Source organism: Roseimaritima sediminicola (assembly GCF_009618275.1).
Taxonomy (GTDB): Bacteria; Planctomycetota; Planctomycetia; order Pirellulales; family Pirellulaceae; genus Roseimaritima; species Roseimaritima sediminicola.
The window spans coordinates 1-14,992 of the sequence record NZ_WIAD01000035.1; the positions used below are offsets into that span (position 1 = coordinate 1).

Annotated in this window: 14 protein-coding genes; 10 read left to right on the forward strand and 4 right to left on the reverse strand. The window is 63.5% G+C overall.

Annotated features, from left to right (window positions below; all coding sequences use genetic code 11):
• Positions 1 to 139: 139 nt before the first annotated feature.
• A complete protein-coding gene (locus GE027_RS15840; protein ID WP_153558189.1) occupies positions 140 to 718 on the reverse strand; it encodes a pyroglutamyl-peptidase I in 579 nt (192 codons plus the stop codon).
• 67 nt (positions 719 to 785) lie between these two features.
• On the reverse strand, positions 786 to 1,238 hold the full coding sequence (locus tag GE027_RS15845; RefSeq protein WP_153558190.1) for a hypothetical protein: 453 nt from the start codon (positions 1,236 to 1,238) through the stop codon (positions 786 to 788).
• 263 nt (positions 1,239 to 1,501) lie between these two features.
• Here GE027_RS15845 and GE027_RS15850 point away from each other — a divergent pair, with 263 nt between their 5' ends.
• Both GE027_RS15850 and GE027_RS15855 read left to right on the forward strand, forming a co-directional pair.
• Positions 1,502 to 2,032 (forward strand): hypothetical protein, encoded by a 531-nt coding sequence (locus GE027_RS15850; protein ID WP_153558191.1) that lies wholly within the window; start codon positions 1,502 to 1,504, stop codon positions 2,030 to 2,032.
• Between the two features lie 3 nt (positions 2,033 to 2,035).
• A complete protein-coding gene (locus tag GE027_RS15855) occupies positions 2,036 to 3,877 on the forward strand; it encodes a DEAD/DEAH box helicase (protein WP_153558192.1) in 1,842 nt (613 codons plus the stop codon).
• 58 nt (positions 3,878 to 3,935) lie between these two features.
• On the opposite strand, the gene GE027_RS15860 is transcribed toward GE027_RS15855, so the two are convergent.
• Positions 3,936 to 4,484 (reverse strand): SpoVG family protein, encoded by a 549-nt coding sequence (locus GE027_RS15860; RefSeq protein WP_153558193.1) that lies wholly within the window; start codon positions 4,482 to 4,484, stop codon positions 3,936 to 3,938.
• Between the two features lie 59 nt (positions 4,485 to 4,543).
• Entirely contained in the window at positions 4,544 to 5,485 is a 942-nt protein-coding gene (locus tag GE027_RS15865; RefSeq protein WP_162006762.1) for a 4-(cytidine 5'-diphospho)-2-C-methyl-D-erythritol kinase, read from the reverse strand.
• Positions 5,486 to 5,567: 82 nt separating this feature from the next.
• Between GE027_RS15865 and GE027_RS15870 the strand changes: the two genes are divergently transcribed.
• From GE027_RS15870 to GE027_RS15905, 8 genes are all read left to right on the forward strand, one after another.
• Positions 5,568 to 6,320, forward strand: coding sequence for a flagellar hook-basal body protein (locus GE027_RS15870; RefSeq protein ID WP_153558195.1), 753 nt, complete (start codon positions 5,568 to 5,570; stop codon positions 6,318 to 6,320).
• A gap of 20 nt (positions 6,321 to 6,340) precedes the next feature.
• Positions 6,341 to 7,147, forward strand: coding sequence for a flagellar basal-body rod protein FlgG (flgG, locus tag GE027_RS15875; protein WP_153558196.1), 807 nt, complete (start codon positions 6,341 to 6,343; stop codon positions 7,145 to 7,147).
• A 101-nt stretch (positions 7,148 to 7,248) separates the two neighbouring features.
• Entirely contained in the window at positions 7,249 to 8,232 is a 984-nt protein-coding gene (flgA, locus tag GE027_RS15880) for a flagellar basal body P-ring formation chaperone FlgA (RefSeq protein WP_153558197.1), read from the forward strand.
• Positions 8,229 to 9,029, forward strand: coding sequence for a flagellar basal body L-ring protein FlgH (locus GE027_RS15885; protein WP_202617436.1), 801 nt, complete (start codon positions 8,229 to 8,231; stop codon positions 9,027 to 9,029). The genes flgA and GE027_RS15885 overlap by 4 nt, the downstream gene beginning before the upstream one ends.
• On the forward strand, positions 9,029 to 10,219 hold the full coding sequence (locus GE027_RS15890) for a flagellar basal body P-ring protein FlgI (RefSeq protein WP_153558198.1): 1,191 nt from the start codon (positions 9,029 to 9,031) through the stop codon (positions 10,217 to 10,219). Before GE027_RS15885 ends, GE027_RS15890 begins: the two co-directional genes overlap by 1 nt.
• Positions 10,220 to 10,231: 12 nt before the next feature.
• Positions 10,232 to 10,585, forward strand: coding sequence for a rod-binding protein (locus tag GE027_RS15895; protein WP_153558199.1), 354 nt, complete (start codon positions 10,232 to 10,234; stop codon positions 10,583 to 10,585).
• Positions 10,586 to 10,590: 5 nt separating this feature from the next.
• A complete protein-coding gene (locus tag GE027_RS15900; RefSeq protein ID WP_153558200.1) occupies positions 10,591 to 11,085 on the forward strand; it encodes a hypothetical protein in 495 nt (164 codons plus the stop codon).
• A 405-nt stretch (positions 11,086 to 11,490) separates the two neighbouring features.
• Positions 11,491 to 14,937 (forward strand): pyruvate carboxylase, encoded by a 3,447-nt coding sequence (locus GE027_RS15905; protein ID WP_153558201.1) that lies wholly within the window; start codon positions 11,491 to 11,493, stop codon positions 14,935 to 14,937.
• The last annotated feature ends 55 nt before the right edge of the window (positions 14,938 to 14,992 follow it).

A 14,992-nucleotide genomic window follows, 5' to 3' on the forward strand; every position in this document is an offset into this window, starting at 1 on the left:
TACTTTTCACAGGCTGGAAGCCTATGCCACTGGTTTTCATAGGCTGGAAGCCTATGCCACTGGTTTCACAGGCTGGAAGCCTATGCCACTGGTTTTCATAGGCTGGAAGCCTATGCCACTGGTTTCACAGGCTGGAAGCCTATGCCACGGCCTGGGTCTGCAGCATGGCGGCGATCGCGGCGGCCACCAGCGGGGTGCTCATCGAAGCCCGCATGCTCGGTTCGCGAGCGGCTTGGGCCGGCGTCAGCGGCAGGTGCACGAACGCGACCTGGCTGGCCATCTGCCGCTGGGCGATCAGGTGTTGGCTGAGGAACAGCGTGGCGTTGCACAGATAGGTTCCCGCGTGCTGGGAAACCTGCGCCGGGATGCCGGCTTCGCACAGTTGCTCGCGCCACTGCGTCAGGGGCAACGCCGAGCGGTAAGCGGTGGGCGCGTCGTCGATCAGGGGTTGGCCGTTGGCGTGGACGTTTAAGCCGACGGCTTCCAGCAGAATATGGGTGGCGCCGGGGGCCTGGCCTAGATGCAGGACCAGGTCGTAATTGCCCCGCAAGTCCTCGGCCAGCCGCTTTCGCACCCCGGGCAGGCTGACCGGATAGCGCCGCGTGGTGATGTGCTGGGTATCCTCCAGCCAGCGGGTCAGTTCGACCAGCGCCAGCCAGCTGCTGTTTTCCTGCCAGTGGTCGTAGGGTTCAAAAGCGGTTAGCAGCACGCTGGGCATGGGATCTTTTGAACCATCACTCGAAAGGCAAGAGCGGTATCGGGGGGAGCCGGCACCGCCCGGACGATCAGTTTTCTACCGGCACACCGCTGCCCAGTTGCGCCAACACCTGCAGGACACCGTTAAGGTGGGCCAGGCGAGGCCCGAAGCGGTCGACGAATTCGTTCATCAGAAACTCGCCTTCGACCAGATTCTCTTGGTTGTCGAGGATCTCTTCGGTCATGTTTTCCAGGAACTGGGTCTGCACGCGGCTGAGCGTTTCGGCCGCTCGGCGACAGGAACGCGTCAGTTCCGGATTGGCATCCTTCCACTGTTGCAGTTCGTTGGACCGTTGCTTGTGCATGGCCACCGTCTGCTGCACCAGTTCTTCCAGCAGGCGATTGGTCTGCTGTTGGCCGACCGCCAACTGACGCAACAGCGCCATCGTGGTGGCTTCGCCATCCCCTTCGACGGGATTGCTGTTTTCAGCGGAAACGTCGATGCGGAAAACGGGAGAAACATTACCGGGGTCTTGCGACATGATGAGAGCATTCCTGACGAGATCGAGGACGCGAATTGCTGACGAGTATAACCACCAGGATTTTGGAATGTCGAGCATCTGGCTCGGCCCTTCAGAATTGCAGGCATCGATAACCGAAATCAACGATTTTTTCGTCGTTTTCGGAATTTTCCCTCGTCTCGGAACAATCCGCACCGTCCGCCCAGGGCCGTTAAAGTCCGGGTGACCGACAGACCGAAAGGTGTATCTGTTGACCGTACCAGTCTGGTTTGCAAGGGAGTTTTATGGCTGCGACGCCGGACGCCATCGGGTTTTACACCGTCCAACACTGTGAACGTGCGGGATGGACAGGCGGCTACCTGATGCTCAACAGTGCGGGCCGCCCGCTGGAATTTCACTGCACGCTGCCGGTCCGCCCGAGCCGTGCGCACGAGATCCTGTTCGGACCCACGCTGCGCGAGCACATCATCGGTGAAGCGGTCGGCACGGCGCTGTTGCCCAAAGCCCGCGTGCGGCCGCTGCTGATCTGCTGCGACCAACCCGAAGCCCTGCATCTCGATGCCAGTTTGCCGGCGCCGATCGGGCTCGTGGCCCGCGCGGCCGAAGGCGAAGAAGGACCGGTGACCAGCGATTCGCTGCCGGGCTACGAATCGGTGCTGATCGCCGAGGCCGAATGCCTGGTGGCGATGGAGCGGGCGGCGGCCGTCCGCGAACTGGCCGAGAGATTTGACGAACTGCCGGACCTGATGGAACCGTTCAGCCGGATTCGTGAAGCGATCCAGGAAGCCCAGCAACAAGTCGCCCGAGCCGCCTAGTCGATGATTATCCCCCTGCGACAACCTTCGCTGCCGCCGGTCCAATCCCCGGCGGCGGGGGCTACGCCCCTTGCGCCCTCGCCCGCCGATGAGGCTGCGCCCCACCTGGGTGCCGTATCGGTACAGCTGGGGCCATCGTGGTTTGCCGATCAGGACCTGGTCCCGAATCGGTTCGCCACCCTGGACGCCGAAACGGTCCGTTTCCGCTCGATCCCGATCCGGCTGAAGAAATTGGCCGTGCGCACCACCGGGTTTCAGTTCCCGGAATCCCCCGCCTGGCAGTTGCCGGCCAAGAAACAGGACGACGACGCTGCGGCCGCCGACGCTAGCGCCGCTCGCAAAAAGAAGAAGGCCAAGCGCAAACGCAGCGTGGACGACGCCGAGGGCGCGAAACTGACGCGGATCAAACCGCCGGCCGACGTCGTCAAATTGCAGGACCGCCTGTACTACCTGCTGCAGCCGCCGCTGGAACAATTGGTCGGCAGCGGCCAATTGAACTTTCCGTTCAAACCCTTTCCCTACCAGATGGACGGGATCGCGTTCCTCTTCCCGCGCTATGCCGCCGTGCTGGCCGACGAGATGGGGCTGGGTAAAACGATGCAGGCCATCAGCACGATTCGGATGCTGCTGTGCAGCGGCGAGTGCCGCAACATCCTGTTGATCTGCCCGAAACCGCTGGTCACCAATTGGCTGCGGGAATTCAGTGTCTGGGCGCCGGAGATTCCGATCGCGGCCATCGAGGGTAACGCAGCCAAACGGGCCTGGCAGTGGCGCAGCGGCGAGGTGCCCGTCAAAGTGGCCAACTACGAACTGTTGATGCGCGACCGCGACATCGTGCTGGGCGACGACGTCCACTTCGACCTGGTCACCCTGGACGAGGCCCAGCGGATCAAGAACCAGAGCAGTACGACCAGCCAGATCGTGCGTTCGATCTCACGCACGCGATCCTGGGCCCTGACCGGCACGCCGGTGGAGAACAGCCAGGACGATCTGGTGGGCATCTTTGAATTCCTCTCACCGGGCTATCTGAACCGCGACATGAAAGCGGCGTCGCTGGGCAAAGCCACGCGCGATTACATCCTGCGACGGACCAAAGATCTGGTGATGACCGACATGCCGCCGCGGCTGAGTCGTGATGCCGAACTGGAACTGACGCCCCAGCAGTGGGCCAGTTACGAAAAGGCCGAAAACGAAGGCGTCGTGCGGCTGGAGGAGATGGACGCGGACCTGACCATCCAGCACGTGTTCGAATTGGTGCTGCGGCTGAAACAGATCTGCAACTTCGACCCGGCCACCGGCAGCAGCGCCAAACTGGAACGGCTGGTCGCCGACATGGAAGAGGTGGCGGCCAGCGGCCAGAAGGCGATCGTCTTCAGCCAGTGGGTCAGCAGCATCGAAAAGATGCGCTCGGCCCTGGCCCCGTTTGGACCGCTGGAATACCACGGCCGCGTCCCGCACTCCAAACGCGACGGCGTGATCGACCGCTTCAAGAACGATCCGGACTGCAAAGTCATCCTGATGAGTTACGGAGCCGGCAGCGTGGGCCTGAATCTACAGTTCTGCCGCTACGTCTTTCTGTTCGACCGCTGGTGGAATCCGGCCATCGAAGACCAAGCCATCAACCGCGCGCATCGGATCGGTGTCAAAGGTGCCGTGACGATCACTCGGATGTTGGCGATGAACACGATCGAGGAAAGGATCGCTCGGGTACTGGATGAAAAGCGTGAACTGTTCGAAGCCATCTTCGCCGAAACCGGCTCACCGCGCAGCGGCGGCGGGCTGACCCGCGACGAAATCTTCGGCCTCTTCGACCTCCGCTGCCCACAGGGCAAAATCGACGGCTAAAGCCGCCGCAGGGGTGTCCAGTCGAAAAAAGTAGCACGGCTCTCCGAGCCGTGACGGCCTACAGAATCCCGGCGCCGAAGCTGTCCTCGTCGTCTCCCTTGGCCGGAGCCCCGGAATCGCGTCGTTCGTTTTGAAAGTGCGGCTTGGGAGGCGTCGCCTTGCTGGTCGGCTCGTCGGGCTCGGCGACGTTGCCGTCTTCGAATTCGTCGTCGTAGCGCGAGCGGTATCCGGGCTGGCCCGCCCGCTTCAGCTCCGCCTCGAGCTCCTCGATCACCGCCTGCTGGATCTGCTCGCGGCATTCGCTGTTGATCGGGTGAGCAACGTCCGCGTACAGCTTCTGCGGCGAATCGTAATCGCCCCCCTGATCCCGCCGGAACTTGGCCCCGCACTGGTTGCAGTAGGCCGCGCGAAGATGGTTCTTGTACCCACAGCGAAAGCAGTGGCTGGTCAACTTGCGGCTGGGCATGGCCACAAAAGGTCCGTTGGCGCCATCGATGATCTTCAGATCTCGGACCACAAAACAGTGATCGAAGGTGATCGAACAGAACGCCCGCAGGCGGTCCTCCGAGTCCTCCATAAGCTTGATGCGTACTTCAGTGATTTCCACTCTCCGACCCTCCCTAACCGGTTGCTGACAATCGGTGCCGTTTGAACTCGCAACTTCCGTTACTGTAACGGAGTTGGCAGCGACAATGGGGAAACAATAAATGAAACTTCAAATCCTTCGGCGGCCAAGTGGCGAACACTGCGAAGAGCGTGCCGCCGAGACCGGGCGGCGGCAAAACAAGCCGAACCGCTTCCGGTTAATTGACATCCGTTCAAATCCGCTCGCCGCATCGCACCGAGCAGGCGGTCGATCCACGGAGACAGCCGCCGCGCCGGTTCGGCCAGGCGATTGAAGGATCCGGCGGCCATCGCCGCGGTGTCCCCGGCCGCCATGGCCCGGGTCAGAGCCCGGCTGGTTCGCGGCGTGGCGGGTACTTGGCAAGCTGCGTAAACGGCCGCGGTGGACAGCGACTGGGGGGGAAACGCCACCACGAAAACCGGTGCCGCGTCGAGAGCGACCGGCTGCAGGCGTTCCCCTCGTCCGGTGGCCAACGCGGCACGCGACGGCGCCCCCGGCAGTCCCAGAAAGAAGGGAACGTCGCTGCCCAGCTCGCCGCCGATTTCCCAAAGTCGTCGATCATCCAGCGGAATATCGTGCAGCCGAGCGACGCAGCGGAGCACGGACGCGGCGTTGCTGCTGGCCCCGCCCATTCCCGCCCCGGCCGGAATGGATTTATCCAGCCGGATCTGCCACCCGCCCGACAGTCCGTACACCTCTCGCATCCGCTCCGCCGCCCGGACCACCAAATTCGATGCGTCCTGCGGAATCTGTAGCATGTCCGCCGCACAGCCACCCAGCCGCTGCTGCCAGACGGCTCGGCCGGGCAGCCAGCGGGCGACAACGCGGACCGCAGAATCGTCCTGAGTCGTGACCCGGACGTGGTCGCAGCGGTCGACGGCGACCATCACGGTTTCCAGTTCATGGAACCCATCGGGGCGGCGCCCGAGCAGTTCCAGGTACAGGTTCAATTTGGCCGGAGAAACGGTGGTCACCACTGGCATCTGCTCTTGCTCCGCCGTGCTCGGGAGTGATAAGGAGAGGTTGGTCGAAATCGGGGGGAACCGTTTCTCGACGAGGTCCGTCATGCCCTACGGTGTTTACGTTTCCGCAGCGGGTGCCAATGCGCAAAACCATCGCCTGCAGGTATTGAGCAATAATTTGGCCAACGTGGAAACCCCGGGTTACCGTCCGCAACAGGCCGTCCTCCAGGCTCGCTTTGCCGAAATGATCGAAGCGGGCCAGGTGCCCGCCGGCCTCGGCGGGGCCGATGATGTGGGCGGCGGCGTGACGGTTCAGGCCGCGCAGACCCAGTTCGACGTGGGTCCGATCCGTCAAACCGGCAACCAAACCGACTTCGCCATCAACGATCCCGGCGCGTTCTTCGTGGTCCAGGACGGCGAAGACCAGGTGCTGACGCGAGCCGGAAACTTTTTGTTCGACGATCAAGGCAATCTGACCACCCAGACCGGCCAAGCCGTCTTGGGACCGGGCGGTCGACCGATCCGCATCGATCCGAACCTGCCCTATCGAGTGCTCGATGGCGGCCACATCGCGCAAGGCGCCCAACAGCAATCCCTGCTGATCGCGCGGCCCAAATCGCTGGGCGACCTGGCACACCTGGGCGGTAATCAATTCAAACCGATGGCCGATTTTGATCTTGCCGGCCCCGCCCAGCGTCCCGTAGTCAGCGGGTTCCTGGAACAGTCCGGCGTCCAACCGACCCGCGCCATGATGGAATTGATCGAAGCCTCCAGAGGCTACGAAGCCAACGTCAAGATGATCCAGAACCAGGACCACATGCTGGGACAATTGACCACGCGTCTGTTGCAGCGATAGATCTTTTTGAGGAATACCTTATGAGCGTGCAAACGCTGTACACCGCCGCGACCGGTATGGAAGCGATGGAGACCAAGTTGGACGTCATCGCCAACAACCTGGCCAACATCAACACCACCGGTTTCAAGAAAGATCGCGCGAATTTTGAAGACCTGCTGTACCGCGCCGAGGTCTATCCCGGCGCGCTCGATGCCAACCAAAACCCCACCGCCGTGGGCACCCAGGTGGGCCTGGGCGTGCGCGTCACCAGCACCCAAACCGATCAACGCCAGGGTACGCTGAAACAGACCGGCCGCGAACTGGATATCGCGATCCAGGGCAAAGGCTATCTGCCGGTGATCGATCCCAGCACGCAGAGCACGATGTACACCCGGGCCGGCAACCTGGACATCAACGCCAACGGACAACTGGTCCTGGGGTCGGCTCAAACCGGCCGCCTGGTCGACCCTCCGATCCAGGTGCCTCAGGACGCCATCAACCTGGTCATCAATCCCAATGGCGTGGTGATGGCTCGGCTGCCCGGCGAAGTCGAACTGTCGCAACTGGGCCAGCTGCAACTGTCACAGTTCGTCAATCCCGACGGCCTGCTGAAGGTGGGCGAAAACATGTATCAGCAAACCGATGCCTCGGGCCAACCGATCCTGGCCAATCCCGGCGAACAGGGCACCGGCGTACTGCGCCAAGGGAACCTCGAAGCCAGTAACGTCGAACCGGTTCAGGAACTGATCGATTTGATCACCACCCAGCGAGCCTTTGAATTGAACAGCCAAGCGGTGCAGGCCGGAGACCAGATGATGCAAACGATCTCGAACCTCCGACGATTCTAGCGCTCGCCTCGCTCGCTTCGCCCGCCTCGCCCGCCTCGCCGGCCGGCCTGCCGTTCGCCGTCACCGTTTTATTCTTCCGCAACCCCGTGGACCTCGCCCACATGCCTTCGCCCCGCGTTCTGCTCCTGTTGCTGTGCTGCCTGACGAGCTCCGCCTCGGCACAACAGCCAACGCACTGGAACCTCCAGTCGCTCGGACGCGTCACGGTCGACACGACCGTGGTCCGGCTGGGCGATGTCGTCAAACCGGTCGGCCGGGTATCGCCTCAGTGGCAGGGGCTCTCGCGGTTGGTCGTGGCTTTGGTCCCGCCGGACGGACGCGGATTGACGCTCGAGCGACAACGCATCGCCGAAGCGCTCTCGCGACGCTTGACCGGCGACACCCACGCCCTGTGGTCGGGACCGGAATTAATTGCGGTCGAGTACCGAGCCGCCTCCGCACCGAGTACGAGCACGAGTACGAGTACGAGCACGAGCACGAGCACGAGCACGAGCACGAGCACGAGCACGAGCACGAGCACGGACACCAGCAACACATCTCGCCCTAGCAGCGCGCCCCCTCGGGCCCCTGAACCCCAGCGGGCCTTCAAGGTGATCCCGACCAGCGCGTCGACCCCGGTCGCGGATCCCGCAAGGACCGCCGCGGCTGCTCCGGTCGCGGCTGTGGACGGGCCCCGCGTGGTCGTCGCCCGCCGCAGCCTCCGCCGTGGCGACCTGGTCTCCGCCTCCGACCTGCACTGGCAATCGCTGCCAACTGGCGCCGACATGACCGGCCTGGTCACCGACCCCGAAGTCCTGGTCGGTCAGGAAGTGAAGAGCGCCCTGCATCGCGATCGCCCGGTTCGCCTGGGCGACGTGGGTCCGCCCACGCTGGTCCGCCGCAGCGACCTAGTCGAGCTGAGCGTGATCGGTGGTGGCGTCGTGGTTCGCACCGCCGCGCGAGCCCTGCAAGACGGTGCCCAAGGCGAGTTGATTCAAGTCGAAACCGACCAGCCGCGACGCCGCTTGTTGGCCCGCGTGGCCGCCCCCGGCGCGGTCGAGATCCTTACCCGTCCTCCCCAGGTTGTCGCGGAGCGGTCCCGATGATGTTTGAAGACCAACTGACCCAGCGAATCCCACTGCGCGAGCTCGCGACCGCGGCCGCGATGCTCTGCCTGCTGTCGGCCTCCAGCCCGGCGGTCAGGGGCCAGGAAAGCAGCTTGTTTCATCAACGTCCCCAGACGGGCCCCATGCCCGGCCGGCCGGCCGCCGAGCCGCTTCCCAACGGTGCGCTGCCCCTCGATTCGCCGCCCGCCGCGGCCGCGTACCGGCAACAAGTCGCTCCGGCGAGTGGGCTCGCCCAGGCCAGCTGGACGTACGTGCCGCCGGCGCCGCTGCGCCAATACCAACTGCACGACATCGTCACGATCCGCGTCGACGAGATCGCGCGGATGCGTGCCGAAGGCTCTGCCGAGAACCGCAAGAACTCGCTGTACGACATCATCCTGGAAGACTGGGTACAGTTGACCGGCGGGGCCCTCAAACCGGCACCGCAGCCCGACGGTGATCCCGCCGTGGCCGGTTCGCTGAACAGTTTGTACCGGGCCGACGCATCGATCGAATCGCGGGAGTCGTTGTCGTTTAATATCGCCGCCGAGGTCGTCGACATCCGCCCCAATGGCAACCTGGTGCTGGAGGCCAGCAAGCGGATTTGGGTGAACAACAATGTCTTCGAAACCTCGTTGATCGGCACCTGCCGGGCGGCGGATATCGGTCCCGACAATGTCCTGCTGAGCAAAGACCTACTGGACGCCGAAATCCGCAAAGACGAACGCGGGCGACTTCGCGACGGTTACCGTCGCGGTTGGCTGCAGCGTCTGTTCGAGGAGTTCCAACCGTTTTGATGTTCTCGACCCGATTGCTATTTCTGACATTTTCGCCATCGGCCACCGCCTTGCCGATTCGCTGGACGGCGACGGCGGGATCATCGCTGCTGCGCTGGTGCGTCTTCTTGGCCGCGCTGGCGGTGTGCAGCGGCCAGGCCGGCGCCGGCGGGATGATGCTGGGCGACATCTGCCGCCTGAAGGGCCAGGAAGGCAACACCCTGCAAGGTCTGGGATTGGTGGTCGGCCTGAAAGGCACCGGCGATCCGGACGCCCGGCCCACGGCTCGGGCATTGGCCCGGATGATGCAGTTGATGGGTGGCCAGATGGCGCGCGACACCGCGGGCCAATTGGACTTGTCGGATGTCGAAGACGCCAAGAACGTGGCCCTGGTCTTTGTCTCCGCCCAGATCCCGCCGACCGGTGCCCAGCAGGGCGACCGGCTGAACATTCGCGTCAACGCGATCGGCGCCAAAAGTTTGGAAGGCGGCTACCTGATGCTGACACCGCTGCTCGGTCCTCGCAGCGACAACCCGCAGGTGTACGGCCTGGCCGAAGGGCCCTTGCAGCTTTCCCCGGAAGAAACGCCGACCACCGCGACGATTCAAAACGGCGGCAAGATGGAAGCCACCGTCAACACGGGCTTCCATGCCGATGGCAAGATCACCCTGATCATCCATTCCGACTTCGCCGACTTTGATACCGCCCAGCGAATCGAGGACGAGATCAACAACCTGGGTGAAATCACGATCGGTCTGGAAGGTGCGGGGGCCGATCCGTCGCAGCGCGCTCTGCGAGCCCGAGCGATCGGACAATCCCACATCGAAGTGCCGATCCCCGAAATCTATCAGCGCAACCCGATCAAATTTATTTCGCTGATCCTGAACATTCCGATCCAGTTGCCCAAGAATTCCACTCGCGTGGTGATCAACGAACGCGATGGCGTGGTCGTGATCGGAGAAGACGTCGAGATCGCTCCGGTACTGATCTCGCATCGCGGTTTGCGAATCGAAGCGGTCGCTCGGGAAAGCTTCGTCGAGCTCGACGCCACGATGCCGCTGGACCCCCAGGCTCCGCGAGTGGCGAACGTCAAACTCAAAAACCTGGCCGATGCGTTGAACGCCCTGGACGTTCCGACCGACGACCTGATCGCCATTATCAAGACGTTGAAGCTGAAGGGCGATCTTTACGGCGAAGTCATCTTTCAATAAGGACAGCCCATCATGGAACTCCGCTCCAATCATCCGCTGGCCTACGGGTCTGCGGCCCTGCCCCATTCCTCCGGCAGTGCGCCCGGATCGGCTTTGCCGCCGGTGCCGTCGGCCCAGGAACCCAGTGGCGAGGGCGACGCGCTGCGCGAGTCGTTCCAGCAGTTCGTCGGCCAGACGCTGTTCGGCCAGATGCTGTCCTCGATGCGAAAGACGGTCGACCAGCCCGCTTACATGCACGGCGGCCAGACCGAAAAAATCTTTCAACAACAACTCGACCAGATCATGGTCGAGGACATCACCGAAGCTTCGGCCGACACGATCGCCGACCCGATGTTCGAACTGTTTACCCTTCGTCGCGCAGGATAACCACCATGCAGCCTTGGCTGGATGACCTTTCGGAATACCTCGATCACTTGGAAGCCACGTCGGAGGAGTTGGACGCGACGGTGCAGACCGCTCGTTCGCTGACCCGCGACGGGGCGTTCGCCGCGTTGCCCGAAGCCACCGCGGCTCTACAGATCGGACTCGGCGAGCTGGAAGCGGCGATCGAACGGCGGCGGGAACTGCTCGATCATTCCGCCGCGCCGCCGGAGTGCTACTCGCTGCGGCAGGCGCTCCGCCAGGTCGCTCAGCGGGCCGATCATCAGGCTGCGGCGACGCATCTACTGGAGCGCTGCGAAGCGATCGGTCAACAGATGGACCAGGTGCGCGAAGCCGCTCTTTCGCTGTTCGTCTGCCAGTACCACTTGGCCGACACGACCAGCCACTTCCTGCGGTTGATGTTGCCCGGTACCGAACGCACCGAAACCTATGGCCGCGGGCCCACCCGCTCCCACGGCGGCGGCCTGCTGGACAAAGCCGGCTGAGGCAGCCCCCCAGTGGCATAGGCTTCCAGCCTGTGAACAGTGGCATAGGCTTCCAGCCTGTGAACAGTGGCATAGGCTTCCAGCCTGTGAGCCCAGTGGCATAGGCTTCCAGCCTGTGAACAGTGGCATAGGCTTCCAGCCTGTGAACAGTGGCATAGGCTTCCAGCCTGTGAATGAACGCATCTCCCGGCTGGGACAGCCGAGCTACTCTCTCTCTCGGCTGGGACAGCCGAGCTACTTTGCGGATCGCTTCGATGGTGTGGATCGCATGGGTTTTGCGGGCACCCGGCGGAGGGGAACGGCTGCGCTTTGGCGACCGGGTCTACAGCGGCGGCTTGCTGTGCGTTAAATTCCTGGCTTCATTCCACAGGCCCGTTCCTCCCTCCCTACCGCCGCATCATCTCCATGACCGTTCGTCCCATCAAACGATTGTTGGCTGCCAACCGCAGTGAGATCGCGACTCGTGTTTTTCGCAGCGCCACGGAACTGGGGATTCGTACCGTCGCGATCTATTCCCATGAAGATCGCTACGCGCTGCACCGCTTCAAGGCCGACCAGGCCTACCAGATCGGTAAACCGGGCGAGCCGATCCGCTCGTATCTGAACATTCCCGAAATCGTGCGGTTGTGCCAGGAGCACGATATTGACGCGGTGCATCCGGGATACGGGTTTCTCTCGGAGAATCCGGACTTTGCCTCGGCTCTGGAAGAGGCCGGCATTCTGTTCGTCGGTCCCAGCGTCAACTCGCTGAACGTGCTGGGCGACAAGATGGCCGCCCGCGAGATCGCCGAACAGGCCGGCGTGGCTGTGCTGGGCGGAACCAATACGGCCTTGAAAAGCACCGACGAGGCGTTGGAAGTCGCCGAGCGGTTGGGTTATCCGGTGATCCTCAAAGCCGCCAAGGGAGGCGGTGGCCGAGGCATGCGGGTGGTCCAGAAACCCGAGGAGCTGGCCGGCCAATTCGAGCAGGCCCAGCGGGAAGCGCTGACGGCCTTCGGCAGCGACGAAGTATTCGTCGAGCGGTTTGTCCAGCGAGCACGGCACTTGGAAGTCCAGCTGTTGGGCGACCGGCACGGCAACCTGCTGCACCTGTACGAACGGGACTGCAGCGTCCAGCGCCGTCACCAAAAAGTCGTCGAACTGGCTCCGGCACCGAATCTGGCTCCCGAGGTCCGCGACCGGCTGTGCGAAGCGGCCCTGAAGATCGGCCGCCAGGTGGGCTACGAGAACGCGGGGACGGTGGAGTTCTTGTACGACGTCGACGCCCAGGATTTCTTCTTCATCGAAGTCAATCCGCGGATCCAGGTCGAACACACCGTGACCGAAGAGGTCACCGGGATCGACATCGTTCGCTCGCAAATCCTGGTCGCGCAAGGTCATCCCCTGGACGCCCCGGAGGTCGGCCTGCCGCCGCAGGACGAGATTCGAACTACCGGCTTTGCGATGCAGTGCCGGGTGACGACCGAAGACCCCGAGAACGAGTTCCGGCCGGACTACGGACGGATCAGCCACTACCGCTCGGCTGCCGGCCTGGGCATCCGACTGGACGCCGGCAGCGCGTTCTCCGGAGCGGTGGTCAATCCGTTCTACGATTCGATGCTCGTCAAAGTGACCGCTCGCGGCCGGACCCTGCCCGAAGCGTCGCGGCGGATGGACCGCGTCCTTCAAGAATTCCGTATCCGTGGCGTCAAAACGAACATTCCCTTCCTCAGCCGCCTGGTCAATCACCCGACCTTCCTCGCGGGCGAAGCGACCACGCGTTTGATCGACCAGACGCCGGAGCTGGTCCAGTTGCCCAAGCGTCGTGACCGCGCGACCAAGGTGCTGACCTATTTGGCCGAGCAGATCGTCAACGGTAATCCGCTGGTCGAAGGACGCCCCGTGGCCACCCGCCGTCAACCGGCTCCGGTCCCCGACGTCGAAGGCCCGATTCCCGACGGCAGCCGCACGGCGTTTCTCGCCGGCGGCATGGAAGGCCTGAGGAAGTGGATCGACGACAGCCAGGGCCTGCTGTTCACCGACACCACGATGCGCGACGCCCACCAGTCCCTGCTGGCCACGCGGGTGCGAACCTACGACATGTTGCAGATCGCCCCGGCCTACGCGCGGCTCGCGCCGCAGCTGTTCTCGCTGGAGATGTGGGGCGGAGCCACCTTCGACACCAGCATGCGGTTCTTGAAGGAGAGTCCCTGGCAGCGGCTGGCGGACTTGCGCGAACGCATTCCCAACATCCTGTTTCAGATGCTGCTGCGAGCCAGCAACGCGGTCGGTTACACCAATTACCCCGACAACGTCGTCCAGCTGTTCGTCCAGGAAGCCGCCGAGGCGGGGATGGACGTGTTCCGCGTCTTCGATGCCCTCAACTGGGTGCCGAACATGCGCGTCGCCATGGACGCGGTGCTCGAGTCGGGCAAGATCTGCGAAGCGGTGATCTGTTACACCGGCGACCTGCAGGACCCGCGGCGGACCAAGTACGACCTGAAGTACTACGTCCAGATGGCCAAGGAACTGGAAAACATGGGCGCTCAGATCCTGGCCATCAAGGACATGGCCGGACTGTGTAAACCCAACGCGGCCCGCATGCTGCTGAAGGCTCTGCGCGAAGAGGTCGGGCTGCCGATCCATTTCCACACCCACGACACCGGCGGCACGCAAGCCGCTTCGATCCTGGCCGCCGCCGGCGAAGGCTTGGACATCGCCGACGCCGCCCTGGCACCGCTCTCCGGCGGCACCTCGCAGGTCAACCTCAACACCCTGGTCGAAGCCCTGCGGAATACCGAACACGAGAGCGCTCTGGAAACCGAAGCGCTGACGAGTCTGGCGACGTACTGGCAAGCGGCCCGCGAATTCTACCTGCCGTTTGAAAGCCAGGTCCTGCCCGCCACCGGTGATTTGTACGAACACGAAATGCCCGGCGGACAGTACACCAACCTGTTCCAGCAAGCCCGTGCCCTGGGCCTGGCCGACCGCTGGGCCGAAGTCTGCAAGACCTACGCGACGGTCAACGAATTACTCGGCGACATCGTCAAGGTCACGCCGACCAGTAAAGCCGTCGGCGACATGGCGCTGTTCATGGTGCAGAATGAGTTGACCGCCGAGGATGTCCTGGGCGGCAGCAAACAGATCGCCTTCCCGGCTTCGGTGGTCGACCTCGTAGCCGGCCGGATGGGCCAGCCCGTCGGCGGTTTCCCCGAGAAGATCAAGGCGGCCGTGCTGCAGGGCGAGACCGCGCTCTCGGAGCGGCCGGGCAAGAGCCTACCGCCGGCGGACCTCGACGCGGCTGAAAAGAAGGCCGGCGAACTGCTCGGCGGAACCGCGACTCGCCGTGACGCCTCGTCCTACCTGCTGTACGAGAAGGTGTTCAGCGATTACGCCGAACACCTGCAGAAGTACGGCAAGGTCGACTGCTTGCCGACGCCGAACTTCTTCTACGGCCAGGAGCCCGGTGAAGAAATCGCCGTGGAGATCGAAAGCGGCAAGACGCTGATCATCAAGTACCTGGCCACCGGCCAGCCGCATCCCGACGGCACCCGCACCGTGTTCTTCGAACTCAATGGTCAACCGCGTGAGGTGACGATCGAAGACCGTTCGCTGGAGCCCGAGAAGAAAGCCGCGGTCAAAGCCGACGCATCGGATCCCGGCCAGGTCGGCGCGACGATGCCGGGGATGGTGATCAACGTCGCGGTCGAGGTTGGCGACCGGGTCAAAGCCGGCCAGAAGCTGATGGTGCTCGAAGCGATGAAGATGGAAACCACGATCACCTGCCCGAGCGACGGCAAGGTCAGCAAGATCAGCGTCGACCGCGGCAGCCAAGTCGAAGCCGGCGACCTGCTGGTGACGCTGGAGCTCTAGGCGCAATCATTCCGCCCGACCGCAGAACCAGCCCGAAGGGCGACACAGCCCTTGC

Excerpts from the sequence above, each read along its gene's own strand:
- GE027_RS15890 (WP_153558198.1), top strand. The coding sequence starts at position 9,029 with ATGTTCTCGACCCGATTGCTATTTCTGACATTTTCGCCATCGGCCACC.
- GE027_RS15895 (WP_153558199.1), top strand. The coding sequence starts at position 10,232 with ATGGAACTCCGCTCCAATCATCCGCTGGCCTACGGGTCTGCGGCCCTG.
- GE027_RS15850 (WP_153558191.1), top strand. The coding sequence starts at position 1,502 with ATGGCTGCGACGCCGGACGCCATCGGGTTTTACACCGTCCAACACTGT.
- GE027_RS15870 (WP_153558195.1), top strand. The coding sequence starts at position 5,568 with ATGCCCTACGGTGTTTACGTTTCCGCAGCGGGTGCCAATGCGCAAAAC.
- flgG (WP_153558196.1), top strand. The coding sequence starts at position 6,341 with ATGAGCGTGCAAACGCTGTACACCGCCGCGACCGGTATGGAAGCGATG.
- GE027_RS15900 (WP_153558200.1), top strand. The coding sequence starts at position 10,591 with ATGCAGCCTTGGCTGGATGACCTTTCGGAATACCTCGATCACTTGGAA.
- GE027_RS15865 (WP_162006762.1), bottom strand. The coding sequence starts at position 5,485 with ATGCCAGTGGTGACCACCGTTTCTCCGGCCAAATTGAACCTGTACCTG.
- flgA (WP_153558197.1), top strand. The coding sequence starts at position 7,249 with ATGCCTTCGCCCCGCGTTCTGCTCCTGTTGCTGTGCTGCCTGACGAGC.
- GE027_RS15885 (WP_202617436.1), top strand. The coding sequence starts at position 8,229 with ATGATGTTTGAAGACCAACTGACCCAGCGAATCCCACTGCGCGAGCTC.
- GE027_RS15840 (WP_153558189.1), bottom strand. The coding sequence starts at position 718 with ATGCCCAGCGTGCTGCTAACCGCTTTTGAACCCTACGACCACTGGCAG.
- GE027_RS15905 (WP_153558201.1), top strand. The coding sequence starts at position 11,491 with ATGACCGTTCGTCCCATCAAACGATTGTTGGCTGCCAACCGCAGTGAG.
- GE027_RS15845 (WP_153558190.1), bottom strand. The coding sequence starts at position 1,238 with ATGTCGCAAGACCCCGGTAATGTTTCTCCCGTTTTCCGCATCGACGTT.
- GE027_RS15855 (WP_153558192.1), top strand. The coding sequence starts at position 2,036 with ATGATTATCCCCCTGCGACAACCTTCGCTGCCGCCGGTCCAATCCCCG.